The sequence below is a fragment of the Nitrospirae bacterium YQR-1 genome (assembly GCA_039908095.1).
GTDB lineage: Bacteria > Nitrospirota > Thermodesulfovibrionia > Thermodesulfovibrionales > Magnetobacteriaceae > Magnetomonas.
On the sequence record JAMOBJ010000011.1, the window covers coordinates 53,596 to 80,080 of the forward strand.

A 26,485-nucleotide genomic window follows, 5' to 3' on the forward strand; every position below is an offset into this window, starting at 1 on the left:
ATGATAGAGCTCACGATAAACGATCTTAAAGTAACTGTGGAAAACGGAAAAACCATTCTTGAGGCCGCAATGGCAAACGACATATACATACCGCATTTGTGCTGGGACAGAAGGTTAACGCCCTTTGGCGGCTGCCGTATATGCGTGGTTGAGATAGAGGGACACGGAGAGAGGCTCTTCACCTCCTGTTCAACACCTGCTGAAAATGCAATGGTAGTGCATACGGAAACTCCCAATGTGCTTAAGGCAAGGCAGATGGTTATGGATCTGCTGCTTGTGCATCATCCGCTGGACTGCCCCGTGTGTGACAAAGCAGGGGAGTGTAAACTTCAGGATTTGGCTTATCAGTACGGCCCTTCGGAGAGTAAATTCAGAGGGGAGAAAAAACATGAAATAGAAGACCTTGAAAATCCGTTGATCGAAATAAACCCCAACAGGTGTATTTTATGCGGACGCTGTGTGAGAGTCTGCTGGGAACATCAGGGGGTGGGAGCGATTAACTTTATAGGACGGGGCTTTAGGACTGAGGTAAGCCCGCCGTTTGAGGAGAGTTTAAACTGTGAGTTTTGCGGCCAGTGTGTTGATGCCTGTCCGGTAGGGGCCCTTGGCAGCAAAACATTCAAACACCGCTCAAGAGCATGGTTTTTGGAGCACAGGGAGAACATCTGCCCGTACTGCAGCGTGGGCTGCACACTTTCTCTTGATATTTCGGAGGGTAGAATTCTAAATGTCAGGGGAGTTGACTTCCAGGGCGTCAACAAAGGTGACCTGTGTACAAAAGGCCGTTACGGCTACGATTATATATACAGCGATAACAGGCTGAAAACCCCGTTAATAAGAAAAGACGGGCGTCTCAAAGAGGCGGCATGGGAAGAGGTAATGGCACTGATATCGAAACAAATCAGGTCTGTGCTCGCTGACGGCGGCCCTGAGGCAATAGGTGCAATCGGCTCACCACGGTGCACAAATGAAGACAACCACATGCTGCAGAAATTTATGAGAACCGTGGTAGGGACAGATAACTTAGATTCATCATCACGCTTTGGCTTTACAAAGGTGCAAAAGGCATTTGAGCGGACATTTGGGATAACGTACAATCCAGTAGATATGGATGCTCCACTTAAAAGTGCTGTAGCGCTTGTTCTTGAGTCTGACATAACCTCAACACATCCTATATGGGGACTTAAATTCATAGAGGCTGTAAGAAAGGGTAAAAAGCTTATAGTGGCGGACCCGCGGGAGACAAAACTCTCACGACATGCCACAACGTGGGTAAAAATAAATCCAGGCACCTCACAAGCGCTCCTTTATGGAATAATTAAACGGGCATACGATGACGGGTTCCATTTAAAAAATGAAATGACACAGGGGATAGATGGTTTTGAGGCTTTGGTTGATGCGGTGAGCTCCTTTACAACAGAGAAAGTGTGTGAAATAACGGGCATGGACAGGGATGATTTTGTCAAAATATCAGACGACTATCTGAATGCTGAAAGCCGCATGATTGCAATGACAGCGGGTGCCGGTGAGAACTCCAAGAGTGTAAACACCGTTATTTCAGCAGCCAATCTTGTTATGTTTTTGGGTGACGGGCCCTCCTCACTACAGGTGCCTCCTCTTTTGGCAAACACCCTTGGAATGTTGAAAATGGGCGTCTCTCCGTATTATCTCCCCGGATTTAAGAAAATAACCGGCACACCGGGTAAGAATTTGTTTGAAATGCTCTACAAAAAGGGCACAATTAAGTTTCTTTACCTGATGGGTGAGGACCCCATTGTTACATATCCCGATACAAATAAGATAAAGGAGGTGCTCTCAGGGCTAGACTTTCTGATAGTACAGGACATACGGCTTTCTGAGACGGCACTTATGGCCGATGTGGTGCTGCCTGCATCAAGCTGGTCTGAAAAGGATGGAACATTTACAAACTTCATGGGGCTGGACCAGAGGGTCAGAAAGGTGGTTCCACAAACCGGCGAGTCTATGCCCGACTGGCAGGTGCTGAGAAATTTAGCTAGATATATGCACAAAAATGTAGGCGCAGACAGTCTGTATTCCTATCAGGATGAGATATCGTCAATAAAGGTGCAAGAGCAGTCTCAAAAATGGAAATTCATAAGTGTGCCGTTTAAAGTAGTGACAGAGACAGATAACAATTACCCGCTTTATATGGTAACGGGCAACCTGATGCAGCACTCGGGAGCACTTTCCTCAATGTCAAAGAGCCTCAGTCATGTTGTCTCGGATGCCTTTATTCAGGTAAACCAAATAGATGCTATCAGGTACAGTCTCAAAGACGATGCACAGGCACGTGTGGAATCCAGAAACGGGCAAACGATTGTAAAAGTGCGTATAACTGATGAAATTCCCCAAGGAATGGTCTTTGCTCCAATACACTTTTCAAGGGCAATGGTTAATACCCTTACATTTGAAACGGAAGATGACTCACCTCCGCTTACACCGGTAAAAGTAATGCCTGTGGGGTAATACCAAGCTGCAATCAACAAAAGGGGAAGGACAGAGTCCTTCCCCTACCCCTCACTTACTAATCTCTCCTGCTATTTAGCCTCTTTCTTAAGCAGTTCCTCTATTTTTACGCCAACCTGTGAGCCGTGGCCTCCGAAAACAGAGCCTTCCATCTTTTTTGAAAATCTGTTGAGCCCTAAAGGGTACGCCGCTGCCGGAAGTGAAATATAGCCGACCTCTTTTACAAGTTTTTCAGCATTTTTTAAGTAAAATTCCACAAATTTCTGAATCTCCGGTTTATTTGAAGACTTTATGCTTACGTAAATAAAAATTGGTCTTGCAAGCGGTTGATACACTCCTTTGACTATGTTGTCATAGGTTGGGTGCACGGGGCCTTTACCATTGTCATCCTTTTCGTCATCTATCCCAACAACCTTCATTTTATCCGTGTTGTGCTCATAATAAGCAACACCGAAATACCCAAGTGCGTACTGGTCCGATGCAATACCCTGCACTAAGACATTATCGTCCTCACTTGATGTGTAATCCCCTCTGCTGGAATGCTCTTTCCCGACAACCGCTTCAGTGAAATAATCAAATGTGCCTGAATCCACACCAGGGCCGAAAAGATGAATTTCTTTATCCGGCCAGCCCGCCCTTATTTGACTCCATTTTATAATTTTTTTCTGAGCCTCCGGCTCCCAGAGTTTCTTAAGCTCTTTTACCGTCATATCTTTGGCCCATGTGTTTTTAGGATTTACCAAAACCGCTATCCCATCATATCCTACCGGTATCTCTATGTAACTTACATTGTTGGTTTTGCAGAGCTCCACCTCAGAAGTTTTAATCGGTCTTGAGGCGTCACTGATGTCTATCTCTCCCCTGCATAACTTCTTAAAACCTCCTCCTGTGCCGGATATTCCAACTGTCACTTTTATCTTACCTTTCTCCGCTTTTTGAAATTCCTCAGCCACCGCCTCTGTTATAGGAAACACTGTTGATGAGCCGTCCACCTTTACTATCGCTGTCTCACCATATACCTTCCCGCTTAAAACAACTAAAAAAATGAAAATTAAAAAAATTGCCGATTTCCCTTTCATTCTCATACTCTCCTTTGCCGCTTTAGTTTTACCATTAATATGGTTTTTCCGCATCAATTTTTTCGCTTTAAAAAATTCTAACATTTCTATTGTTACACCAAAATGAACTTTATATTACATTTCAATTAAATATGTCTATGAAAGAAAATCAACCGGTATAAACAAAAAAATACTTGACAAAAATAGTATGGTATTTTAAAATTATAACATAATGTTGAGATTGTCAACAAAATGCCAATACGGCGTAAGGGCAATGTATGAGATAGCCCGCGGATACCCCGATAATCCGATAACTATACGTGTAATTTCCGAGCGGCAGGATGTATCAGTGCCGTTTTTAGAGCAAATCCTGGGCAGGCTGCGAAAGGTGGGTTTAATCAAGAGTGTAAAGGGCCCCGGGGGCGGTTATTTGCTAACAAAAACACCGGGGGATATTACCATAGCCGAAATATTAACAACACTGGAGGGGCCGTTTGCTATCACACTGTGCGCATCCAATTCAGAAGACCCCGCAAGCTCTAAGGGCTGCATGAAGGCCGACCACTGTGTAATTCAGCATCTGTGGAAGGCTCTGGGAAGGCAGATAGAGGAGTTCTTACAGACAATAACACTTTTGGATTTACTTAAGGGCAAACAATTTGAGGATCTGATATTTTCATGTGATGCCTCAGATGCAGCCTCACAGTGCCCACGGGAGGCCTTAAGGGCGGGCTGCAATAAAACATCAGGGATGGTAACGGCGTGAGTTTAAAATTTGTTGAAAACGTAAAGGCGGATGTAACAAGTGATATAGTGTATATGATGTGTCCTATGCACTTGTTGAAGTTGGACGAGCAGATGAAGGAACTGGAGGAGGCGCAGGTTTTGGAGCTCCTAACCGACTATGACGGGGCACTTGAGGATGTTCCGGCATGGTGCCGAAAAACCGGTAACGAGTTTCTGGGTATAGATGAAGAGGAGGATTTTTACAAAATATACATCAGAAAAGGTGGAGGCAACTCCACGCATCCTAAAGAGGTGGATAAATGAAAAGATTATACTTTGACCACGTGGCTACCAACCCCCTGTTGCCTGAAGTGTTTGAGGCAATGGAGCCGTACTTTAAAGGAGAGTTTGGGAATCCGCTTAGTATGTACGATCTGGGCTTTAATGCAAAGCAGGGAATAGACACTGCAAGGGAACAGGTGGGGGCGTTAATAAATGCCAAAGCATCGGAGATAATTTTTACAGCCTCGGGAGCGGAGGCAAACAATTTTGCCGTTAAGGGACTGGCAACATCAAGACAAAGTGATGGAAACCATATAATAATATCCAAAGCCGAACACCACTCCGTGCTTAACACGGCAAGGTCACTGGAAAAACAGGGCTTTGTTGTAACCTACCTGCCGCTGGACAGGCACGGCCTTGTTGACCCTGAGGCTGTAAAAAACGCAATCAATAAGGACACCGTGCTGATATCAATCATACATGCCAACTCCGAGGTCGGCACAATTGAGCCCATACAGGAGATATCTAAAATTGCAAAGGAGCGAAAAATAACTTTCCATACCGATGCGGTAGCCTCTGTGGGTAACATTGAGGTTGATGTGAAAGCCCTTGGGGTGGATGCCCTTAGTATGGCTGCCCATCAGTTTTACGGCCCTAAGGGGGCTGGGGCGCTTTATCTGAGAGCGGGGCAGAGAATATTACCGCTTATCTATGGCGGCATACAGGAAAACGGCAGGCGTGCAGGAACGGAAAACGTGCCTGCGATAGTGGGTATGGGAAAGGCTGCGGAACTGGCAAAGGAAAAACTATCTGAGCGGATGGAACATGTAGAAAGGCTCCGCAACAAATGTATCGAGGGACTGGCAAAAGTGGAAAAGGTGCACTTAACGGGGCATCCGGCACAGAGACTGCCGGGGCTTGCCAGCTTTGTGGTTGAGTTTATAGAGGGAGAGGGAATGCTGCTTATGCTTCTGTCTAAGTCAATATATGCAGCAAGCGGTTCGGCCTGTACGTCAAAGGCTCTTAAGGCATCTCCGACACTTGCCTCAATGGGCATTCCGACAAGCCTTACGCACGGCTCCATAGTGTTTTCCTTTGGCATAGACAACGACATGGAAGATGTGGAGTATCTGCTGAGGGAATTTCCGCTGATTGTGGGTAAACTCAGAGAGATGTCACCGTTTGCCAAAGGCGGCTGGGGACCTGAGGATACAAAAGTTGAGGAACACTAAAAATAATGGATACGTCAGAGATTAAGCAAGAGGGAGGTTAACATGTATAGCCAAAAGTTAATGGATCACTTTACAAATCCAAGAAACGTAGGGGAGATGCCTGATGCCGACGGGGTTGGGATGGAAGGAAACCCTACCTGCGGCGATGCGATGAAACTTTTCATTAAGGTGGAAAATAACATATTAACAGATGTAAAATTTCAGACATTCGGCTGCGGTGCGGCAATAGCGGTATCGAGCATGATAACAGAGATGGCAAAAGGAAAAACTATAGAGGAGGCATTGAAGATAACCAAACAGGATGTTGCCGATGCACTTGACGGGCTTCCCCCTCAGAAAATGCACTGCTCAAACCTGGGGGCCGATGCCTTAAGAAAAGCAATAGAGGACTATCGCCAAAGGGGCAGCCAGGGTTGATACCAAGTTGCATTCATTCGATTAACTTTGTTGGCTTCGTCGAAAGCTCCTTGACGTACGAGCACAGTACGCCTTTGTCGCTTTCTCCTTGCCGCCTCGTTACTCTTTTGACTGCTACTTGGTATGATAACTAATTTACTTTTTTGACAACTACATGGTATTAATCTCTCTGTAATGTGCGGGATATTTGGAATAGTTACCCGGAATAGTCCGCCCTCTGCTGTGTTAGTCAGCCGCATTACTAATATACTAAGGCACAGGGGGCCGGATGACGAGGGCTACCTTGCCGTCAATACCCAATCTGGAAAAGTTTATGAACTCACAGGGGATGACAGCGTTATCGGCGGCAGGCATATAAATTCTTTTAACGAGCCGGTAAATATGTATCTCGGGCACAGACGCCTTGCAATACTGGATTTAACAGAATCCGCCCATCAGCCGATGAATTACCAAAACCGCTACTACACGGTCTATAACGGCGAAATCTATAACTATGTGGAGCTGCGAGGTGAACTTAGGGCGGCAGGGTATGAGTTTCGCTCCGGCAGTGACACTGAAGTGCTTCTTGCCTCTTACGACAGGTGGAAAGAGGACTGTGCCGGCAAATTTAACGGCATGTGGGCCTTTGCCATTTACGACAGGGCTGCAAACCAGCTTTTTTGCTGTCGTGACCGCTTTGGCGTAAAACCCTTTTATTACACTGTCCTAAGGAGTGGTTTTGCCTTTGCCTCAGAAATCAAGGCACTCCTTGCGCTTCCCGACATTAAGAGGGCGGTTAATGATGAGGCTGTCTTTGACTACCTTGCTCTGGGAAATGAGGGAAGGTTTCTAAGTGAAATTGATGAGCTTATGCCTGCCCACTCTATGACTATAGACCTGTCAACAGACTTAAGGCCTGCCGTCAAAAGATATTATACGTTAAACACCAACCGGTCTCTTTTTGCAGCGGAAGGGGTAACGACAACTGAGGCGGCAGCCAAAGTACGGGAGCTTATTCTTAACTCTATAGCTCTCAGACTGCGCTCGGATGTAACCGTGGGTAGTTGTTTAAGCGGCGGCATAGACAGCTCCACGATAGTATGCGCCATTGATTCCTTTATAAAGCGGCAACACATAGCTCAGGTCGGCATAAGGCAAAAGACTTTCACGGCCTCTTACAAGGACACGGAGACAGATGAGAGCCGGTGGGCTCAAATCGTCTCATCTGAGGCAAACACCCAGTGGTTTCAAACCTTTCCTACGGCACCGGAGCTCTTAGATGATCTCGATGACCTCATCTACTGCCAGGATGTCCCCTTTCGCTCTACCAGCATATATGCCCAGTACAGGGTTATGAAACTAGCCTCTGAGCACGGTGTGAAGGTTTTGCTTGACGGACAGGGGGCTGATGAGCTGTTTGCCGGATACCCGATGTTTTACGGCGCTTTTTTTAGTAATATGCTTAAAGAAGGAAAACTGTTTAATTTAATCTCCGAGTGCAAACACATGGGGAATGCACCATTAAGCATGGGTTCTGTTGTATCGTATCTGTTAAAATCCTCACTGATGAAAACAATTCCCGGGTTTGTTAAAAATGTTCTTACAAGGGGGCTAAACACTCACCTGTCCGAGGATTTCAAAAATGCGCATAAGGGACGGCTTTCGTCTCTTCTTGATAAAAAGTACTCCGGCAATCTCAACGCTATGCTCTTGCAGTATATGCTTGAGGAAAACCTCCAGTGTCTGCTTAAGTATGAGGACAGAAACTCAATGCATTTTTCGATAGAAGCAAGGGTGCCGTTTGCCGATGACACACCGCTTATTGAGTATGTGTTTGCCCTTCCCGGAGCGTTTAAGATTCACAACGGCTGGAGCAAATATGTGTTGAGGGAGGCGGTATCAGGGCTGGTGCCGGAGACAATTCGTCTGCGGACGGATAAAGTTGCCTTTAGAACTCCGGAAAAAACGTGGATTAAAGAAATATCTCGTTACCTCAGAGAAAGCATAGAGCAGGAAACAGCCTGCTATTTTAAACCGGCAGCGTTTGAAAAGCTTTTGGACTCATCCGGCGCCTGGAGAGCCGTTAACTTATCTGTCTGGCTAAAAGTTTTGAAAAAAACACCCTCCGTCTTATGAGTTCTTATATGGTGCACACACCGGCTATAGTGCTTGTCCTCACTGTGGTGTTTAACGTAACGGCAGTGTCCGGGTAAAAGTACAAAGTGTCACAAGCCGGACAGCGATACATTGAGCCGCTGACATAGTTGCCTTTTAAAGTAAGTTCGTTGTTACAATCTTCACATCTAAACATGGCATACCTCCTTTTTAGCGAAACGCCATTGAGTGTGCAGGGAAAGAAACCTCAAGATCCAGCTTCTTTACCAGGATGAACAGATATTTGAGTGCCTCATCATGATCCGGAAACTCTTTCACAACCTCTTTAGTATGCGGTAACCTTATGAAGGACGATACGTGATCACTGTCTCTCTTTACTACTTCCACTGAGTAGATAGTACTACCCTCGATGAAATAATGATTTCTTCTTATCTCTACCATTTTCTTCATCTCCTCTTTTTCAGTGTCCATTTTGTCCTGCTGTCCGTTAGTTATTTATCGGATATTTTCATCACTTTATTTATATTGCGATTCGTCATATTATAAAATATGCAAGATACATGCCAGCGACTTAGCCACTGATTTAATCATAAACTCAGTAAATATGCAGGTATTTTGCAACAGAGGTTTCCTCAAAAGGAAAGTTTTTCCCCAAAATGGCAATTTTTGCCAAAATTTGTCCTTCATTATGAATAAAATTAAATCTGCTTAATGCTGAGATAAACAGACAAACTCATATTTATAACATCAGGTGTCAATTTTTTGTCATATTTTCTGTTAAAAAAAGGACATGCAGTGCTTGCAGCTATTAATAAAGAAAGAAATACTCTCTGATTTCCTCTGTTATCTTACTCTCTTCCTCGTTTATTTTGCTAAAAATATCAAGAAGCTCTGAGATATCAAAAGAATTTCCGCTAACCTGTTCAGATGTGTCGTTATACAACGCCAAAGCCATCATTACGTTCCTCCTGTTTTATTTACAAGACAATAACTTGTCAACGAAAGATATAATGCAAATATCATGCCAGAAGATGGCTGATATACTCTACAACAACAGTTTCCATCAAAAAATCGCCTGTCTTAACTTTATGCCGGATTTCGGATTTTGCTCCGGTAAGGTAATTGATGTGGACAATATGATGGGGCGGAGGTTAAACTGTAGAGAGCTGATTTTTAAGGTAAAATATTATTAAGCAATGCTAAAGACATCTGAATTTTATTTTGATCTTCCCACTGAGCGGATAGCCATGAGGCCTGCTCCACAAAGACAGAAGTCCCGTCTTATGGTGCTGCACAGAGACGGAGCTACAGAGCACCGTATCTTTGAGAATATCCCGGAATATTTAAATTCCGGTGATATGCTCATTGTCAATGAAACAAAAGTAACTCCGGCAAGGCTTCAGGGTAAAACTCAGCAGGGTAACCCCCTGGATATTCTTATAACCGGAAAGGCACAGGGAGACCGCCACAGTGTGCTTTCAAAGGGGAAATACAGTGGAGTCTTGTATTTTGAAGGCGGTTTTTCTTGCATACTTTACGAGGGCAAAGAAGCTGAGTTTAGAAATTCAGGACAACTTAGCGAGTTACTTTCCCGATACGGGTTAATGCCGCTTCCGCCTTATATAAAACGTTCGCCCGATGTTTCAGACAGAGAGCGTTATCAATGCGTCTATGCTAAAAATGAGGGATCAATAGCGGCGCCCACGGCAGGGCTTCATTTTACACCGGATATCCTTAAACAAATCAACGCTAAAGGGGTAAGCATAAAGACCATAACGCATCACGTGGGAACCGGTACATTCCGGCCTGTTAAAACACAGTTTGTGGAAGCGCATAAGATGGATGAGGAGTGCTTTGAGATGGACTCATCTATACTATGCGACATAGCCGCTGTAAGGGCCGGCGGTGGCAGGGTAATTTATGTCGGAACTACGGTAACAAGGGCTGTAGAGAGCGTAATCAATGGTGCCGCCGAAATTGATGATTCAACGGGCGGTAAACTCAGGGGAAGAACATCGTTTTTTATCTACCCTGGATATGTTTTTAAAGGGGCCGACGCACTTATCACTAATTTTCATTTGCCACACTCAACCCCTCTTTTTCTCGTAAGCGCTTTTACCGGAAAGAATAATGTGCTGAATGCCTATAAAGAAGCTGTCGAAACTGGATATAGATTTTTCTCATATGGAGATGCTATGCTAATATTATGAAGTTTGGTTTTTTCAGCAAATTTGATTATAACTTCATAGAGGGAAAGGGGCTATTGATAGCTGTTATAATATCTTTTTCGTCAATCAGTTTTATAATCGGTTTTTTTGCCGGTAAGAAGTACTCCGGCGGGGAAATATCTCAATCAGCTAAGAAAATAGGTGGTTTCGTAGTTACTGAGGTCAAAACTCTAAAAGAAACAGTTCCTGTTTCAGCGCCTGAGAGTGAGACAGCCGTTAAGGATAATCAACATAGCAGGGATAAAGAGCAGGAATATGCCGCAAATCAGGTGTTAAAGGCTCAACAGCAGCAAAAAAATACAAAGCCTGAGCCGCCGCCTGCTACAGAGAAAAATCTTCCTGAGACAGAGACTGTGGTTGTAAACCGTGAGGTGGAGCCGAAACCACAACAACAAAAGCAGGGAAAAGAACACCGTACAGTTAAGGCGGACTCAAAGCCTGAGCTGAAAACTGCGCAAAAAAAACAGGCACAGGCAAAACAGAAACCTGTCGAGGAAAAACCGGCAAAACAGACTGAGGAAGCCTTCAGGCAGAGGTATTATATACAGGTGGGAGCTTTTAAAAATGTGGAAGAAGCCACAAGGGTACAGAATGATTTAAAAATAAAGGGATTTTCCGCAAGTATCTTAAAAACTCCTATAAAAGACGGCGTTACTCTGTATAAGGTGCGTGTAGGCGACTATAACTCACAGACAGAGGCTAATGCGGTTCTGGGAAGACTCAGCAAGAAAGGCTTTAAATGCTTTATGAGAGGTGAGCCACGATAACCATACAACTTAGCGCAGACTCAGAGAAAGACATGAATATATTAAATGGGTCGGTTTCAGGAGCTTTTAAATTGATAGAAGATACTCTGGGTGTTGTAATAAGCCTCAGAGGTAATATGGTCATCATTGACGGTGATGATGAAAAAGTAAAGATGGCTGAAAAAATCGTACATGATATTTATGATATAAAACGTCAGGGACATCACTTGAAAACAAATGATATAATAGAGGCTATAATGAATTTAAACGCCGGCGGCAACTTGAAAAACATAGCAATTCCTGTAGCATCTAAATTAAAATATGTAATTCCCAAAACCGAGACCCAGAGAAAATACGTGGAGGCAATCAGGCAAAGCGATATAGTGGTGGGAATTGGACCTGCCGGTACCGGCAAGACCTACCTGGCCGTGGCAATGGCGGTAACCGCCTATCTGAAAAAGGAAGTCACCAGAATAATACTGGCACGGCCGGCTGTGGAGGCCGGCGAGAAGCTTGGGTTTCTCCCGGGGGATATACACGACAAGGTTAATCCCTACCTGAGACCCCTCTATGATGCACTGTTTGACATGATGGACGCTGACAGGGTATCCTTGCTTGTTGAAAGAGGAGTGCTGGAAATTGCGCCGCTTGCTTATATGAGAGGCAGAACTCTCAGAGATGCTTTTGTTATACTGGATGAGGCACAAAATACGACATCTGAACAGATGAAAATGTATCTGACAAGGCTCGGGCCTGAGTCAAAGACGGTTATCACCGGCGATATTACTCAGGTGGACTTACCTCAGGAGAGGATCTCGGGGCTGGTTGAGATAGAGGGCGTTTTGCGAGGAATTGATGGAATTGAATTTATTTATTTCAGCGAAAAGGATGTGGTCAGACACAAACTTGTAAAGGAAATCATAAAAGCATATGAAAAACATGAAAAGCGTTAGCTTAAAATGTAAAAAGGTCTTTTGGAATAAAACTAACAGCATTAATTTAATGTTTGTTGTTTTGTTGTCCTTACTTATTTCCCTTGCGATAACCAAAGCGCGCATTGCAGAGTATTTTATAGGGATTTTTCTGATATCTGCAATTTGTCTTTCAATAATGTTTATGGACATCTTCCGTTATAAGCCGTCATATTTAAAGCAGCGAAAGATGCTTGTATTGCTGGGGATAATGTTTTTTACAACCATGGTTGTTGCTGTAACCGCTGAGTATGTGCTTTTTACCTTCGGTAAAGGCTTTGGCATACCTGATCTGAAGTCGGTGACATACGGGATACCTGTGCATTCAGGTGCTATGCTGGTAGCGCTGCTTTTTGACTCCCATACGGCCATAATTTTTGCTTTCATAATAAGCATAATCTCCGGCATTTGGCAGCACGACCCGTACTTCACCTTCTATGTGTTTACAGGCAGCATAATTGCTGCATTTAGCGTTATAAGGTGCAAAAAACGCACAGACTTATTGCTTGGCGGACTCTACATAAGCGGTGTAAACATCGTATCGGCTGCAATTATAAATTTTTTCAGTGCAGGCAGCGATATGCTTCAGTCTCTTCACTGTCTGATTTTTGCCGCTACCACCGGCATTACCATATCTGCCTATGTCTCAATTGTTTTGCCAACCCTTGAATATTTATTTAAGGTTACAACAGACATTACATTAATAGAGCTTCTGGATTTAAATCAGCCGCTTATGAAAAACCTTATGATAAATGCCCCCGGCACGTACCACCACAGCGTAATAGTGGGAAACCTTGTTGAGGCGGCCTCAGAGCACATTGGAGTCAATCCGCTGCTTGCCCGCGTTACCGCCTATTATCATGATATAGGCAAAATAAAGATGCCGGACTACTTTATAGAAAATCAATCAAGCGCCATAAATAAACACGAAAAACTCACTCCGCATATGAGCAGCATGATACTCATATCACATGTCAAGGAGGGGCTTGAGCTGGCGGATGAGTATAAGCTCCCCGAGCCGGTCAAGGATATTATAACGCAGCACCACGGTACCAACATAATAACGTATTTTTACCAGAAAGCAAAGGAGGAGCAGGCTGATGCTCCTAATGAGGAGGATTACAGGTATCCGGGGCCTAAGCCTCAAACCCGTGTTGCCGCCCTTGTTATGATTGCCGACGCCGTGGAGGCGGCCTCAAGGGTAATCAAGGAACCTACCCCTGCAAGGGTTTCCGGGCTTGTCGAGAAAATCATAAATAATGTCCTGCTGGATGGACAGTTGAATGAGTGCGACCTGACTCTTAAAGATATTAACACCATTAAAGAGCGTTTTACATATATCCTTCTGGGTATCCTTCACAAGAGAATAGAGTATCCCGGGTTTGATTTTAATAAACTAAAACCACCGGGGGAGGGGGACAGAGATAAGGGTCTCGATAAGGAATCTCAGCAAAAAGATAAAGACAGACACGGCAGCGATAAAACGTCGTCTCACACTGGCGCTAAGGTACTTGAATTTAAAAAGAGCTGAACTGGACGTCTTGTTTATCGGCAGCCGTAAGATGAAAACTATGAATAACCGATACAGGGCTGAAAATACGGCTACCGATGTGTTGTCTTTTCCACAGTATAATTCTTTAAAGGAGCTGCCTCATGATGACAGAGATTACCTGCTGGGCGATATTGTTGTCAATATTGAACATCCATCGCTTGAGGCTCAACAGAACCATATAGATCGGCTTTTAATCCACGGGCTTTTACATCTGATTGGCCTGGACCATGAGAGAGGCCCGCGGCAGGCGGCAAAAATGCTTAAAAAAGAAGAGGAAGTACTTAGTGCCGTTAAGAAAATGGGTGGAGAGTGCTAATAATGCCATAGAGGGCATCCTGGAAGCGGCTAAAACACAACGCCACCTGCGTTATCACCTCTATGTAGCCGCCATAGTACTGCTTTTTTGTTACGTCCTTGGTATAACAAAGACAGAGTTTTTGATTATCTCAGTTACAATCATGCTTGTTATTGCACTTGAGCTGATAAATACAAGCATAGAGGCTACAGTGAATCTGCTGTCACCGGAAATTAACAACTTTGCAAGGGTGGCAAAGGACGTTGCCGCAGGGGCGGTGCTTACTGCCGCAGTTGGAGCCTCTGTTATAGGCTATATTATCCTGTTTCCATACCTTGTCACATTTTTTAACAGTGGACTTGTCATTGCATCCCACGGTGGGAACGATATTGCCGTGCTTTCTCTGATTATTGTTATCATACTGGTTGTCATAATTAAAGCTTTTACTAAGAGTGGACATCCGCTTAGAGGGGGAATGCCAAGTGGGCACGCCGCAGTTTCATTTTCCATCTGGGTGTCCATCACACTTATAACCAAAAACCTCCTTGCCTGCGGGTTTGCCCTGCTTGCCGCCCTCATGATAGCACAGAGCAGAGTCGCCGTCAGGGCACACACGAAATGGGAGGTTTTTATCGGAGCTCTTATCGGCTCTTTGCTGACTTATGGGCTTTTCATCTTTTTTGCTTAATGATGCTTTCATGCGCTCAATTCACGCTCTCTAATTCAATAACAAATCTTGCTCCTTTTTCTGTATTTTCAGCATAGAGCCTGCCTCCCATGTTATTTTCTATAATCATCTTAGACATATAGAGCCCAATGCCGGTTCCCTTTATAAACCCCTTTGTAGTAAAAAACGGCTCAAAAATCTTCCCCTCAAGGCCGTCTCCAATCCCTGTGGCGTCATCCTCTATCGCTATCACTATGGTGTTTTCCTGTCTCCGGCACAGGATAGAAATTGTTCCGGCATCATTATTAAGTTTTCCGGCATCTCTTGCCTCAGCAACGGCATCCCTTGCATTTATCATTATGTTGATAAGCACCTGGATAAACTCGTTTCTGTAGCCGGTTGTATTCAGAGATTCATTATCAGCTATGTCCATCTCTATGTGTATTCTGTTGTGTTGCAATTGAGCGGAGATGAGTGAATATGCCTCAAAAACTGTGTCACTGATATTAAATATGACTTTTTCTTTAGAAGGCTTAAAAAAGTTTCTGAAATTATCTATGGTTTTTGACATAAACTCCAACTGCTCCATTACATTTTTGATAACTCCGTCGAAGTAGGCCCCCGTCAGTTCACCGTATTTCTGTGCATCCCTTACCTCCTGAACAAGTACTCCTATAGCGTTTAAGGGCTGCCTCCACTGATGGGCTATCGCAACCACCATCTCCCCCATGGAGACAAACTTAGACTGCTGGATGAGGAGCTGTTCCTGGCGGCGGCTCTTTTGAATTTCCTCTTGTACCCTTCCCTCCAGGTTTATGTTAAACTCCTCCAGTTGACTGGTTTTTTGCCGGAGCCTCTTTTCGTTAAGTTTATACTCTATGCCCAAAGACAGGGCATTTGCTACAGAAAAAAGTGTTTTATATACCTCATCCGAAATGGAGAAATGAAAGAGGATGGAAAACACTCCGAGATGCTTCATATCCAGCGACAGAGGAAAAACAGCCAGTGATTTTATGTCTTGCCCTGAAGCCCATTGCCTGTTTATAAAGGTGCAGTCATTCATGTCGCTATACAAAGCAGCGGTAGAGTTTTCTGAAAGTGCCTTGATGTCTATTTTTTCCATTAATATGTTCGTGTTATATCCGGAGGCGTCGGTGTAAAACTCACCAATACCTTGCTGCTCATCAGTATCCATTATAAGGATTGAAACTACCACATTGTCTATGTAGATGCGGGGTATCTCAATACATTGCCTGAGCATATGTCCAATATGAGTACTGTGTGTTATAGTGTTGCTGATGTTGGCCGACATTTCAGAAAGTCTGGCCTTGTTAATTATTGCCTGCTCTCTTTCTCTTATGACTCTGCTCATCCTGTTAAATTCTGAGGCAAGAACTCCTATTTCATCCTCCGACCCTGCTACTATCTCCTCATACTGTCCATCCTGAAACCGTTTTACGGCTTCAAAAACCTTTTTTAACGGCTTTGTCACTATACTGATAAATATAAAAATCAAAATACTGCTGATGGCGGCAAAGACCATGCCAAGGGTAATCCTCTTGAGAAGATTTTGCCTCTGTGCTGCAACAATAGGCTGTTTTGAGAATGCTATCGCCACCCAGCCTATGTGTTTAGTGAAAGGCATTTGATGTGTAAGTGTGTCATTAAAGCCGCCGGGGTCACTATCGGGGTTTGTTACAGTGAATACCGGCGCAAAAAAGTACATTGCGTCTTTTGCATCTTTATAACTGACAGGCTGTTTAACAGACAGAGAGACGGCTGCTGCAATAGCCTTGTCTCCTGTGTAAATCAACGATCTCCAATCTTTATCATATAAGGTGGCTTCTTTGACGGCATGTAATTCATTTATGGATGCTGCTGTTTTACGCAGAAACACTGTGTTTTCAGAGAGGATTGCAAGCTCGCTGTTTTTTGCAGTAAGGGATGTTATCTCGGTTGCTCTGCTTAACAGCTCCTGTTTCATCATTGCCTGCTCAGTCGTTATGGACTCATATGTATAGACAGCCGAAACTATTATTAATATAGGCAGCGTCAAGGCAAGGGTTTTAACCTTAAAAGACAGAAAAATCCTGCTCAAAAGCCTTTTCATGCCGGCGGATATATTCACTCTAATACCCTCGCAGCCTCATCAATAAGTTTTTGAGGAATTTTTATACCCATTTTCCTTGAGGTGTTCATGTTGATGTATATGTCATAAGCAGCCGGCGGACTGTGTGGTATATTGGCGGCTGTGCCTGTCTCAAGCACTGTCTTTAGCATATCTCCCGTTTGTGTTGCAACCGAGGGCAGATTAAAAACAACCGCAAACAGTGACCCGGCCCTGACGTGTTTTTCAGATATACCGATTACCGGTTTTTTATATCTGAATGAGTACAGGTATATTTGCTCAAAAACGGTTGGGGCCAGAAAGACTTTGTTTGGCACTAAAATGATGGCATTAATGTCTGCGGCGTTAACCTCCAAAGATTGTAATAAGTCGTAGGAATTAGCCGCTTTGATAGTCTTAACACTCTGTGAGTGGTAGTTTGCAAGGTTAACAATAGAGAGCCCCTCATTATCTATAACTCCTATTTTTACAATCTCCGGAAAGTATTTTCTGAAGAGAGAATAGTAGGTATCCAGAGGGGTCTCCATATACACACCGGTAACGTTTTGCCTGTCAGTTGTTACCGGTTTAATTAAGAGGCTATAGACTATGGGTATTGTTTTTGGAAGTGACAGGGCCGCCGTCAGGAAGTCAACACCTACAACGGCTACCACTTTTGATTTCTCATCCGCCACGATTTTTTCAAGTTCAGATGGGCTGCATTGGTGTGTATAGACAGTCACCTTTCCGTGCAGTGTCTCGCTTATCTTGTTGATTACCTCGCTGACAGGGGCAATCCGTCTGTCCCCTAACACAAGCACATCATTGGCAAACAGGGCTCCGGTACCGAATGCGGCGATTATTATCAAAGTTAATAATACACGTTTCATCTGTTTAAGCGACTGCCTTTTAAGCGGCTCAATCCTTCCTCTGAAGTTGTGCATCCATGATATCTGCCAGGGTGCTTACGATAGCGCCATGTTTTTCGTAATCCATCATACACGTGCGTATCAGTTCAGGGGGCAGCAGACATTTTTCTATTAAACCGGTGTGTCCTTGTGTGGGTTTTGACCCCAGGACTTTCCAGTGCTCCTCTGTCTGGAAGCTCTTTTGTTTTAACTCATCCCCAATGTGAACAAGTAGTGCCTTAAAAAAGTGATGCGTTGCATCACAGTGCTGTAGTGATTCGGCACAGTCGGAGCAACGTTTATGGGACTGTCCTATGTACTTATATATGATTCTGGATATAAGCTCAACCATCAGGTACTCTGAGTTGTTAAGGTCTCTGAGGAGTTCACCGTTGTCCCCGCTTTCAGAGAAGTGTTCTCTGATTTGGGCCTTAACCAGGCCAAGTGAGGTATTAACTATAAGGGCTGCCAACTTAAAATATGACACCGTGCTGAGGTTGTCCCTTATAAGCTGCATACGATGCGAATCATCGGTTTTATTTCTCAGAAGTTCACTGCGTTCCGTGAGCCTTATGCCGAAAATATACAGTATATGTTCTTTACTTCGTTCGTTTTGAGGAAGGTCGAGGGCGTTTAGTAAACTTACAAAACGCTCATCGGCTTTGCATATTTCAATGGCCTTTCCGACCCTTTCATAGTTAGCCATGAAATCACCCTCTTCTATTTGTTTTTTCAGTCTGTCGCTTCGTTTATGTACAGTCAGCATCTTTCTGATAGCATACTGTCGTGCTTCCCGTATGATTTTTATTAAATTGTACGCCCTGTCGGTTTCCATTTTAGCGTGTATGCTCTTAGAGAAACCCTCCATGATAATGTTTTCGATGTTTTGAGTTTTCTTAAGGTCGTAAATTTCCGGCTCACAACACAGCAGTACCTCTGCAGCCGTTTTCCACGATATACCGGATTGGCCGGTATGCTCAGTGGTTAAATAGTCCCGCATGTAGAACTGAAAATACAGAGCACTGATGTTGCCCAGATTTTCAGGGGTAAGCACGTACTTTTTTATTGTTTCACTGATAGCTTCAACTATCGGCTCCTCATACATTCTTGGGCGGCTTCTGAGGTGCTCCCTTTTATCTCTGTGAAATATGGGGCGCCCCTTAGTACGGCATTCGCCACCGGTTTTTTGAATTACGAATTTATCGTCGCCCTCTCCGATTATTTCAAAGCGTGCATTGGCCTCCCGCAACAGGCTGATAGGGCCAAAGAACCGTTCAAACTGCTTTAAGTCTGTGACGGCTGTATATACCCCTATTGGAGAGACATATACGGCTTGTTTGAATGCTCCATCGTATTCTTTTAACTCAATTATGGTAGTTCTGGGACAGAGCCCAGGCAAGAGCAGGATTTTCTTTTTCCTTGCAAAAGCAAAACAGCGGACAAAGTACCGGAGGTAATTGCGTGTTGTTGCCACGATATCCTTACTGCCGTCCTCACCGTAGCAATACAACATACTGTCGGGGGTCGGCTCAAAAGCAACCCCAAGTTGTGCCATTTCTTCCAACACCGCAGATATTCCTATTAAATCATCCAGTTTCTGCAAAATATCACTCTCGGCAGTGGCATCTTCCACTATACGCACACATGCCTCCGTCAGGTAATATATCTTCTCCCACTGGCTGTTGAGGCTCTCCTCGGCTATTTTCATAATAGGCTTACCATACATAGACCATACCTCAGGGTCGGCGATGAAGGTAAAGGACGGGACTACATGCCGGGTTTTACTGAAACTGAAGTAATCTATAACCTCAAACTTTATAGAGAGGTCTTTCGGGACTCCGGTTACTATGGCCTCGTTGATTTTCTCTGCAACACCTCTTTCTATTAATTTTCTCATAATAGCGCAGCCAAATATTTCTGAGGCCGGCGACACCGCCACCTTATTTGAATACCTGAGCCAGTACCTTAAACGCACCCTGAGGTCTTTCATATAAGAGCAAAACTCAACAGCCCTCCGCCTGTCGGAAAGCCGCCCCTTATCACTAAGAAGCACGCTGTACTTTTCCAAAATGGGTAAAATACCGCGCTTTTGTACATCATCCAAAAAGTCGTCAAAATTGTACTCTTTACTTTCAAGGATTTTTTCTGAAACTATGCTCATGGATTTTAGAAACCTCTTAAACTCCTCCTCATCAATGTAACCTGGGTCGTTTAAACGCTCTGTGGCCAGAGATTCCATTCCGCTTTGCATAGCCTCTTCTAAGGCAAGGAAGTTTTCAAGGGCTAACTCCTGAAGTGTTTCCACAATGTACTTTCCATCCAGTGTTTTCTGCCCGAGGCGTTCAAAGTGTTTCTTTGTAACAATGGTGTCGTCAAGGGGATTTTCATCCGGCAGAGAGGCTGTACCGGAGTCTTTCCTTTGGCTCATGGCGTGGGCGTGAAAGGATGGAGTTGTAGCGCCGCCAAGCTCCGATGAATTTATAAAAACGTGGAAACCCTCAAGGAGTTTCCCCATTCTGTTTCTGTAAACGTTTAAGACTGACACCAACACGGAGTTGCACTCTATCCACGATTTGTCCGACATGTCGGATATTGCCTTTGTAACACTCTCGGCAAGCATAAACATAAGGTCGGCCACATACCTGTCAGTTTTATCAACAGCTATTACGGCAGGGGTTGTGCCGTGAGCGTTAGAGAGCAGAGCCCGGACTTTTTGAAGATTGTTAAACAGTTCCTCCCGCTGATCAATGGTTAACGGTTCACTGACAAGCGAGTACTTAACAAGATAATTAACCATAATGTGGAAGGTTCCAACCAGGTCGGCATCAACGATTTTTCCCTCCGCCTGGAGTTTAAAAGCCCCCTTTAAATCAGCAATACGCTGCTCCAAAATAGTGGTAGTCTCAGGGTAAATCCTGAACACGTCAGCAGTTTTTTTCATATAACTTTCAAGAAAAGCCCACATCACGGAAATGCGCGGGATTAACGGATGCGGAATCAGCTCGGTGAAATTCCTCTGTTTCTGACCAAACATAGGCGCCGTGCGCACTACTTTGACCGCATATGATGCTCCCTCATATTTTTTAGCCGGCACATCAACTTCTTTTATCATATTTTTCTTTTCCATCTCCCTATTTAAAATTAAAAATACCTTATCTAATATAATAACAAAATATTTATCATATTGATACTGTAACGGCACCATTTCTGATAATTTCATGCTTGACGTTACTGCAATGTATATCGTACCATATTGAATGGGTTATGTGCCTAACAAATTAAAACTATTCCATATAGACTTAAGCAATCCTGAACCTGGTTGGAAAGAAATGAAAGAAGAGTGTAAATCACTCAGTGACTGGGGTTATGACTGTCTTTTTTCAACATTATATCCTTATGTAAAAAGCATAATTTTAGAGCCACATTATATTTGCAAAGATTTCAGAAATCTTTATAGTAATTTTTACTCAAAAAAATTTTTTAACCATTCCATGGATGTTTGCCGTTTACATTTTTTTGCTTGCGATATAACTACAGAAACGAGTCTATTGTTTAGCGACAATTATGATAATTATTACATAGGTTACAGTGTAATACGCCCTATTACTGAGCGGTGTATAGGAAGAACAGTGATAGACCCTTCCAAAATAAGACAATCGTCTGATAATAATTTTTATTGCCTTACCACATCATTTAAAACTCATATTAACGGCAAGAAATTTCATGTTGAAGGTTTTCCCTACACTTCGCAGGATAGTGACGTGAATGTGTGCGCACATTCAGCCCTTTGGAGTATATGCAGGTATCTTTCAGAATGTTTTACTATGTATAAGGAACTGTATCCATTCGATTTTGTCAGAATGACTGACACAAACAATGGACGTATTTTCCCATATCGTGGGATGAATTATGCAGATTACAGTAGGATTTTAACAGAATTTGGTACTTATCCACTTATTATTTCATTAAAAGACAAAGATGGTCCAATCAAAAAGGAACACGAAAATCTCTACTCCTATATTGAATCAGGTATCCCTGCACTTGCCAGCTTTGGAGGACATGTTGTCTGCATTATTGGACATACATTGGAATATAAGGATATTCCTGCTGATATAAAAACAAAAGAGGTTTTTTTAGATAGTTCTTTTTTTGTAAAGCAATACATTGTTTGTGATGATAATTTTTTTCCATATCAGCTATTAGGATATCAATGTGATCTTGATAATTATGGAGCTAAGTATACTCCAGGTTACACAATAGATCACATAGCTATAGCAGTTTGTCCCCTTCCGGAAAAAGCATTTTTACCTGTAGAAAAAGCCAGAGAAAGGGCATTTAATTACCTTGGTACTGATGAATTTAAAGAAATAATAAAAAACACGGAGAAGCCGTTAATCACACGTTTATTTATGACCACAAGTTCATCCTTCAAAAAGATGAAACTGCGGTATGCGCGAAAATGTCTTGAATTAAAAAAATATCTTGACAATTCAGTTGATATTATTTTAAATTTGTCAATGCCTCATTTTATTTGGGTTATGGAAGTAGGTACTTATAATCAATACAGAGAGAGGAAGGTTTTTGCTGAGATAGTTATAGATACTACATCAGGTGGAATAGAGAAAGATTTGGTTTATGCGAGAATCAGAGATATGTTGTATATAAAAAGTGAAGAAATAGACTTGAGTGAGGGCAATTCAAATTCAGATTTTTGGGAGTTTGACCAATACACTCATAATTTAGGTGAGGTGAATCATGGATGAGGAAACAATCGCAAAGATCGCCAGCACGACCGAGAGGCTTTGTCGTAAAGCTGAGCCGTCCGATTTTTTAGCGAGAGTTGCTGCTGAAGCAGCCGAGAGAGAACGTGGGGTACTAATTGATGAGGTGCGTCTAAAACGCGACAGAGTTTGGAGTATGGTCTCCCATCAGGTAGTGGGAGCAGAGATTTTATAATCGTAACCGTTGTGGTTTTAATAAAAGGAGATAACAGAGTTTATCTCCTTTTATGTTTTGTGGTCACTGCAGGAAAACGTTGTTTTGTTATCTTCTCCACTAATACCAACTTGGTATAAGGTTTCTATTTAACCTTTTCATAAATTAGCAATGAATAAGATAAAATTTTTAAAAACCATTGATTCCATAATAGGCAGAGGATTTGCCGGCCTGCTGCCTGTATCATCTGAAAAAACAGCCGGAGCTGCCACCTCCCCTTCAAGGGCGCTTATTATCAGGCCGGGAGGCATTGGAGATGCAGTCTTATTAATTCCCATGATTGAGGAACTTAAAAAGGCATATCCCGGCCTAAAGACAGACATTCTTTGTGAGAAAAGAAATGCCGGAGTCTTTAGTATCTATACCGGCATGAACAGGGTTTACCTTTATGACAAAATATCTGATTTAATCGAATGCTTTAAAAACAGTTATAACATTATCATAGATACCGAACAGTGGCACAGGCTGCCGGCAGCACTGGCATACTTTATAGGGGCAGACATCAAGGCCGGTTTCAGCACAAACGAGAGAGAGAAGTTCTTTACACACAAAGTTGCCTATAGCCATGAAAACTATGAGGCGGAGAGTTTTCTCACACTTCTGGCCGCAATAACCGGCAAAAGTTACGAATTCCCTGTTAACTCCCCCTTTCTTGATGCCCCGGAACATCCAGAGAGCCACAAACTGGGTAACTACATATGCATATTTCCAGGTGCAAGCGTAAAAGAGCGACGCTGGGGCGGCACCAATTACGGCCTTACGGCAAAAGCACTCACTGAAATGGGATTTAATGCAGTAATTCTCGGCGGCACCGCAGAGACCGAAGACGCAGGGATAATTCTCCGGCACTGCCCTCAGGCTGCCAACTACTGCGGCACAACCACACTTAGGGAATCTGCAATGCTGCTGAAAGGTGCTAAAGCCTTAATCACGGCGGACTCCGGCCTTTTGCATGTAGCCGTGGCCCTCAACATTCCCACAGTGTCGCTGTTTGGCTCAGGTATCGAAAAGAAATGGGGCCCCAAAGGTAAAAACCATACTATTATAAATAAAAATCTCCCATGCAGCCCATGCACTAAGTTTGGCTACACACCCTCTTGTAAATACAACCAAACATGTATCAGACAAATTACCGTGGATGAGGTATTAATAAATTGCCGCAAAGTATATCTGTCATGAGCTCGTTATACGGTTGACATTGTAGCACAGGCCGGATTAAAATCAATCAGTATGCGGAGATTTTAAACATGAAGATACTGTTTATAGCATCACGGCTAAGCACATATATAGTTGATGCACGGCGGGTGTTTTCAGAGGCCGGCTATCAGGTGGACGTGCTTGATGTCTTTGAAGCTATATTTTCAACAGCCGGCGGGGATGTTTCAGTTTTTAAAAATGAAACTGTTCAAAAAATCACATGGGGCATAAAGAAAGTACGTGGATTGTCAACTCTTTTAGCCGTAAAAACATTTTTAAAAACCCTTGAAGGACAGTATGACATATGCCATGTTCATTACAACGACCCCCTCTACAGCGTTTTTTTCCCTGATGAGTTATCCAAAGCTGCAAAGAAAATCATCGTGAGTATCTGGGGCTGGGACTTTCACAAGGCTGATAAGTATAGAAGAAAACTCCAGGAAAGAATTTATAAACGAGCGGATACTATAACTTTTAACAATGAGGGTGTGCGGGATGATTTCTCACGCTACTATGAAAACAGATACTTAAGTAAGTCAGACATCCTCAGATTTGGTCTAACTACCGTCACCGATATAAAAGAATTGCAGGACAGAAAGGAAGCTCTGAGGTATAGCCGCAATAAGCTGAAACTGCCGCACGATGCCTTTATAGTGGCGTGTGGCCATAACGGGGTAATGGAGCAGCAACATGCTATGATGGCCTCAACGTTAAAAGAACACCGGAGGAAACTTCCACCCGAGACCTATGTTATATTTCCTATGCACTATGGTGCCGGCAGGGATTATATTGAGAGGGTAAGGAGAGCGGTTAAAGAGTGCGGCCTCAGGTACAAGATATTTGATAAAATGATATACGGGCAGGAGTTGGCCGCATTAAGGGCCTCTGTGGATGTGATGGTGCATGTGCAGATTACAGACTCATTTTCCGCCTCCATGCAGGAACACCTATACTGCGGAAGCGTTGTAATTAACGGCTCATGGCTGCCGTATAAGTTTTTAAAAGACAGAGATGTATTTTTTCTTGAGGTCAATTCAGTTTCTGAAATTGCCGATAAAATCATATATGCTTACGACAACATGAGGCAACTTAAGGACTCATGCATGGCTAACCGCAGCATTATGTGGGACCTAAGCAGTTGGCAGAGGAATTTTCCACGTTGGGAAGCCCTCTATACTAAAACCTGAGTAATTTCCTGAAAAGATGGTGCTTATTTCTTTCAATATACAAGATATGGTAATATTTAAATCATGACAGGCAAGGTAATATCAATAAACATAAGCCCGAATAAGGGGATGCGTAAAAAGTCAATAAGAGAAGCCCACATTAAGGAAAACTATGGTATAGAGGGAGATGCCCATGCCTCAGGGGCATGGCACAGACAGGTAAGCCTTCTGGCCACAGAGAGCATAAAAAAGATGCAGGAGCTGGGCCTTGACGTTGACAGCGGAGATTTTGCCGAGAACATAACTACCGAGGGGATAGTGCTGCCGGAGTTAAAAATCGGTACAGTAATGCTCATGGGGCCTGATATCCGGGCGGAGGTGAGCCAGATTGGGAAGGAGTGCCATGCCCACTGCGAAATATACTATCAGGCAGGGGACTGCGTTATGCCTAAAGAGGGGATTTTCGTTAAGATACTAAAGGGAGGAGTGCTAAGAGCAGGGGATAAAATTATCATAGACGCTGCTTTAGGCGGCAGCACTCGGCAGTGATGTGTTTAAGGCCTCGGTACTGACAGTAAGCACAAGGGCTGCAGCGGGACAAAGGGTGGATGAAAGCGGCCCTGTCGTTAGCGCTGTTCTTAAAGAAGCCGGCATAGAGACGATTTCTTATTCAGTTGTGCCGGATGATAAATCTGTAATTAAAGAAAAACTTATTGAGCTATCGGGTATTTCCGATTTAATTATAACAACCGGCGGAACCGGTCTAACTCCTGATGACGTTACTCCGGATGCTACTGTTGAGGTGATAGACAGAGAGATTGCTGGTATGGCGGAGGCGATGAGAGCCGAGGGACTGAAAATAACCGATAGGGCAATGCTTTCACGGGCTGTTGCCGGTGTTTATAAACAAACCCTCATAATTAATCTGCCTGGAAGCGCCAGGGCCGTTAAAGAAAATCTTGCTGTAGTAATCGGTGTTATCCCTCACGCTCTTGAAAAAATCAAGGGTAGCCATGAGGACTGTGCAAGGACTTAAGGGAGCTTCAGAAACCCTGTGTGGCGAGCATTTTTTTAGTAATGGCACGACGCTCTAAATCTCCTATGAGGGAGACTTCTACCCACCAAACCCCCTTCAAAGGGGGCTTTAAACGTAAGCGTCAAATTAACCCTATCTTTTAAAAAATAAGTAGAGGTGTCATACTTGTGTGAAAAAAGAGGGGGCACAGTATGGCAAACAAGACAAAGAGAGAATCGAACAAATGGGCACAGCAATTCTGGAGTGAGCATGTTCAGGCATGGAGTAACAGTGGAGTAACACAGGTGCAATACTATAGAGAACATGATATAGAGAAATCGT

General features: G+C 43.6%; 26 protein-coding genes. 19 read left to right on the forward strand and 7 right to left on the reverse strand.

The genetic code is table 11. The features are described from left to right. Entirely contained in the window at positions 1-2,487 is a 2,487-nt protein-coding gene (locus H7844_07400) for a molybdopterin-dependent oxidoreductase (GenBank protein MEO5357106.1), read from the forward strand. A gap of 71 nt (positions 2,488-2,558) precedes the next feature. Here H7844_07400 and H7844_07405 read toward each other — a convergent pair whose 3' ends face one another. Beyond that, entirely contained in the window at positions 2,559-3,566 is a 1,008-nt protein-coding gene (locus H7844_07405; GenBank protein ID MEO5357107.1) for a PstS family phosphate ABC transporter substrate-binding protein, read from the reverse strand. A gap of 253 nt (positions 3,567-3,819) precedes the next feature. On the opposite strand from H7844_07405, the gene H7844_07410 reads away from it, so the two are divergent. From H7844_07410 to asnB, 5 genes are all read left to right on the forward strand, one after another. Then, entirely contained in the window at positions 3,820-4,311 is a 492-nt protein-coding gene (locus tag H7844_07410; GenBank protein ID MEO5357108.1) for an Rrf2 family transcriptional regulator, read from the forward strand. Continuing rightward, positions 4,308-4,595, forward strand: a complete 288-nt coding sequence (locus tag H7844_07415; GenBank protein MEO5357109.1) for a sulfurtransferase TusA family protein — start codon at positions 4,308-4,310, stop codon at positions 4,593-4,595. The genes H7844_07410 and H7844_07415 overlap by 4 nt, the downstream gene beginning before the upstream one ends. Then, entirely contained in the window at positions 4,592-5,785 is a 1,194-nt protein-coding gene (locus tag H7844_07420; GenBank protein MEO5357110.1) for a cysteine desulfurase, read from the forward strand. The genes H7844_07415 and H7844_07420 overlap by 4 nt, the downstream gene beginning before the upstream one ends. Before the next feature lie 42 nt (positions 5,786-5,827). Next, positions 5,828-6,202, forward strand: a complete 375-nt coding sequence (nifU, locus tag H7844_07425) for a Fe-S cluster assembly scaffold protein NifU (GenBank protein ID MEO5357111.1) — start codon at positions 5,828-5,830, stop codon at positions 6,200-6,202. A gap of 222 nt (positions 6,203-6,424) precedes the next feature. After that, complete coding sequence (gene asnB, locus H7844_07430) at positions 6,425-8,317, forward strand: asparagine synthase (glutamine-hydrolyzing) (GenBank protein MEO5357112.1); 1,893 nt, start codon at positions 6,425-6,427, stop codon at positions 8,315-8,317. A gap of 4 nt (positions 8,318-8,321) precedes the next feature. Here asnB and H7844_07435 read toward each other — a convergent pair whose 3' ends face one another. The 3 genes from H7844_07435 to H7844_07445 all read right to left on the reverse strand — a co-directional run bounded on the left by H7844_07435 (position 8,322) and on the right by H7844_07445 (position 9,254). Beyond that, positions 8,322-8,492, reverse strand: coding sequence for a hypothetical protein (locus H7844_07435; protein MEO5357113.1), 171 nt, complete (start codon positions 8,490-8,492; stop codon positions 8,322-8,324). A 14-nt stretch (positions 8,493-8,506) separates the two neighbouring features. Beyond that, the gene (locus H7844_07440; protein ID MEO5357114.1) at positions 8,507-8,767 is read right to left on the reverse strand and encodes a hypothetical protein; all 261 of its coding nucleotides are present in this window, start codon (positions 8,765-8,767) and stop codon (positions 8,507-8,509) included. A gap of 337 nt (positions 8,768-9,104) precedes the next feature. Beyond that, the gene (locus tag H7844_07445) at positions 9,105-9,254 is read right to left on the reverse strand and encodes a hypothetical protein (GenBank protein ID MEO5357115.1); all 150 of its coding nucleotides are present in this window, start codon (positions 9,252-9,254) and stop codon (positions 9,105-9,107) included. Between the two features lie 52 nt (positions 9,255-9,306). Between H7844_07445 and H7844_07450 the strand changes: the two genes are divergently transcribed. From H7844_07450 to H7844_07480, 7 genes are read left to right on the forward strand one after another with little or no spacing between them, the layout of a single operon-like run. Continuing rightward, positions 9,307-9,489, forward strand: coding sequence for a hypothetical protein (locus tag H7844_07450; GenBank protein MEO5357116.1), 183 nt, complete (start codon positions 9,307-9,309; stop codon positions 9,487-9,489). Positions 9,490-9,492: 3 nt separating this feature from the next. After that, entirely contained in the window at positions 9,493-10,506 is a 1,014-nt protein-coding gene (gene queA, locus H7844_07455; GenBank protein ID MEO5357117.1) for a tRNA preQ1(34) S-adenosylmethionine ribosyltransferase-isomerase QueA, read from the forward strand. Continuing rightward, a complete protein-coding gene (locus tag H7844_07460; protein MEO5357118.1) occupies positions 10,503-11,291 on the forward strand; it encodes an SPOR domain-containing protein in 789 nt (262 codons plus the stop codon). Before queA ends, H7844_07460 begins: the two co-directional genes overlap by 4 nt. Positions 11,292-11,323: 32 nt before the next feature. Next, entirely contained in the window at positions 11,324-12,223 is a 900-nt protein-coding gene (locus tag H7844_07465; protein ID MEO5357119.1) for a PhoH family protein, read from the forward strand. Continuing rightward, a complete protein-coding gene (locus H7844_07470; GenBank protein ID MEO5357120.1) occupies positions 12,210-13,772 on the forward strand; it encodes an HDIG domain-containing protein in 1,563 nt (520 codons plus the stop codon). Before H7844_07465 ends, H7844_07470 begins: the two co-directional genes overlap by 14 nt. Beyond that, positions 13,753-14,109, forward strand: coding sequence for an rRNA maturation RNase YbeY (ybeY, locus tag H7844_07475; protein MEO5357121.1), 357 nt, complete (start codon positions 13,753-13,755; stop codon positions 14,107-14,109). The genes H7844_07470 and ybeY overlap by 20 nt, the downstream gene beginning before the upstream one ends. Next, entirely contained in the window at positions 14,078-14,776 is a 699-nt protein-coding gene (locus tag H7844_07480; GenBank protein ID MEO5357122.1) for a diacylglycerol kinase, read from the forward strand. The genes ybeY and H7844_07480 overlap by 32 nt, the downstream gene beginning before the upstream one ends. Positions 14,777-14,792: 16 nt before the next feature. Here the strand turns inward: H7844_07480 and H7844_07485 are convergent, their stop codons facing one another. From H7844_07485 to H7844_07495, 3 genes are read right to left on the reverse strand one after another with little or no spacing between them, the layout of a single operon-like run. After that, a complete protein-coding gene (locus tag H7844_07485) occupies positions 14,793-16,865 on the reverse strand; it encodes an ATP-binding protein (GenBank protein ID MEO5357123.1) in 2,073 nt (690 codons plus the stop codon). 14 nt (positions 16,866-16,879) lie between these two features. Continuing rightward, on the reverse strand, positions 16,880-17,806 hold the full coding sequence (locus H7844_07490; GenBank protein MEO5357124.1) for a hypothetical protein: 927 nt from the start codon (positions 17,804-17,806) through the stop codon (positions 16,880-16,882). Next, positions 17,781-20,990, reverse strand: coding sequence for a hypothetical protein (locus H7844_07495; protein ID MEO5357125.1), 3,210 nt, complete (start codon positions 20,988-20,990; stop codon positions 17,781-17,783). The genes H7844_07490 and H7844_07495 overlap by 26 nt, the downstream gene beginning before the upstream one ends. Before the next feature lie 604 nt (positions 20,991-21,594). Between H7844_07495 and H7844_07500 the strand changes: the two genes are divergently transcribed. From H7844_07500 to H7844_07525, 6 genes are all read left to right on the forward strand, one after another. Then, complete coding sequence (locus H7844_07500) at positions 21,595-22,533, forward strand: hypothetical protein (protein ID MEO5357126.1); 939 nt, start codon at positions 21,595-21,597, stop codon at positions 22,531-22,533. Next, positions 22,526-22,726, forward strand: coding sequence for a hypothetical protein (locus H7844_07505; protein MEO5357127.1), 201 nt, complete (start codon positions 22,526-22,528; stop codon positions 22,724-22,726). Before H7844_07500 ends, H7844_07505 begins: the two co-directional genes overlap by 8 nt. A gap of 150 nt (positions 22,727-22,876) precedes the next feature. Continuing rightward, positions 22,877-23,944: a glycosyltransferase family 9 protein gene (locus H7844_07510; GenBank protein ID MEO5357128.1), complete on the forward strand. Its 1,068-nt coding sequence runs from the start codon at positions 22,877-22,879 to the stop codon at positions 23,942-23,944. A 68-nt stretch (positions 23,945-24,012) separates the two neighbouring features. Next, positions 24,013-25,149, forward strand: coding sequence for a hypothetical protein (locus H7844_07515; GenBank protein ID MEO5357129.1), 1,137 nt, complete (start codon positions 24,013-24,015; stop codon positions 25,147-25,149). 63 nt (positions 25,150-25,212) lie between these two features. Then, a complete protein-coding gene (locus H7844_07520; GenBank protein MEO5357130.1) occupies positions 25,213-25,677 on the forward strand; it encodes an MOSC domain-containing protein in 465 nt (154 codons plus the stop codon). 1 nt (position 25,678) lies between these two features. Next, entirely contained in the window at positions 25,679-26,164 is a 486-nt protein-coding gene (locus tag H7844_07525) for a MogA/MoaB family molybdenum cofactor biosynthesis protein (protein MEO5357131.1), read from the forward strand. The last annotated feature ends 321 nt before the right edge of the window (positions 26,165-26,485 follow it).

What these genes read in the sequence shown, in the direction of transcription:
- H7844_07420 (MEO5357110.1), top strand. Translation starts at nt 4,592, where the DNA reads ATGAAAAGATTATACTTTGACCACGTGGCTACCAACCCCCTGTTGCCT.
- H7844_07460 (MEO5357118.1), top strand. Translation starts at nt 10,503, where the DNA reads ATGAAGTTTGGTTTTTTCAGCAAATTTGATTATAACTTCATAGAGGGA.
- H7844_07465 (MEO5357119.1), top strand. Translation starts at nt 11,324, where the DNA reads ATGAATATATTAAATGGGTCGGTTTCAGGAGCTTTTAAATTGATAGAA.
- H7844_07500 (MEO5357126.1), top strand. Translation starts at nt 21,595, where the DNA reads ATGTATAAGGAACTGTATCCATTCGATTTTGTCAGAATGACTGACACA.
- H7844_07515 (MEO5357129.1), top strand. Translation starts at nt 24,013, where the DNA reads ATGAAGATACTGTTTATAGCATCACGGCTAAGCACATATATAGTTGAT.
- H7844_07400 (MEO5357106.1), top strand. Translation starts at nt 1, where the DNA reads ATGATAGAGCTCACGATAAACGATCTTAAAGTAACTGTGGAAAACGGA.
- nifU (MEO5357111.1), top strand. Translation starts at nt 5,828, where the DNA reads ATGTATAGCCAAAAGTTAATGGATCACTTTACAAATCCAAGAAACGTA.
- H7844_07520 (MEO5357130.1), top strand. Translation starts at nt 25,213, where the DNA reads ATGACAGGCAAGGTAATATCAATAAACATAAGCCCGAATAAGGGGATG.
- H7844_07470 (MEO5357120.1), top strand. Translation starts at nt 12,210, where the DNA reads ATGAAAAGCGTTAGCTTAAAATGTAAAAAGGTCTTTTGGAATAAAACT.
- H7844_07510 (MEO5357128.1), top strand. Translation starts at nt 22,877, where the DNA reads ATGAATAAGATAAAATTTTTAAAAACCATTGATTCCATAATAGGCAGA.
- H7844_07405 (MEO5357107.1), bottom strand. Translation starts at nt 3,566, where the DNA reads ATGAAAGGGAAATCGGCAATTTTTTTAATTTTCATTTTTTTAGTTGTT.
- H7844_07410 (MEO5357108.1), top strand. Translation starts at nt 3,820, where the DNA reads ATGTATGAGATAGCCCGCGGATACCCCGATAATCCGATAACTATACGT.
- H7844_07495 (MEO5357125.1), bottom strand. Translation starts at nt 20,990, where the DNA reads ATGAAATTATCAGAAATGGTGCCGTTACAGTATCAATATGATAAATAT.
- H7844_07440 (MEO5357114.1), bottom strand. Translation starts at nt 8,767, where the DNA reads ATGGACACTGAAAAAGAGGAGATGAAGAAAATGGTAGAGATAAGAAGA.
- H7844_07505 (MEO5357127.1), top strand. Translation starts at nt 22,526, where the DNA reads ATGGATGAGGAAACAATCGCAAAGATCGCCAGCACGACCGAGAGGCTT.
- H7844_07445 (MEO5357115.1), bottom strand. Translation starts at nt 9,254, where the DNA reads ATGATGGCTTTGGCGTTGTATAACGACACATCTGAACAGGTTAGCGGA.
- H7844_07485 (MEO5357123.1), bottom strand. Translation starts at nt 16,865, where the DNA reads ATGAAAAGGCTTTTGAGCAGGATTTTTCTGTCTTTTAAGGTTAAAACC.
- H7844_07450 (MEO5357116.1), top strand. Translation starts at nt 9,307, where the DNA reads ATGCAAATATCATGCCAGAAGATGGCTGATATACTCTACAACAACAGT.
- queA (MEO5357117.1), top strand. Translation starts at nt 9,493, where the DNA reads ATGCTAAAGACATCTGAATTTTATTTTGATCTTCCCACTGAGCGGATA.
- H7844_07490 (MEO5357124.1), bottom strand. Translation starts at nt 17,806, where the DNA reads ATGCACAACTTCAGAGGAAGGATTGAGCCGCTTAAAAGGCAGTCGCTT.
- H7844_07435 (MEO5357113.1), bottom strand. Translation starts at nt 8,492, where the DNA reads ATGTTTAGATGTGAAGATTGTAACAACGAACTTACTTTAAAAGGCAAC.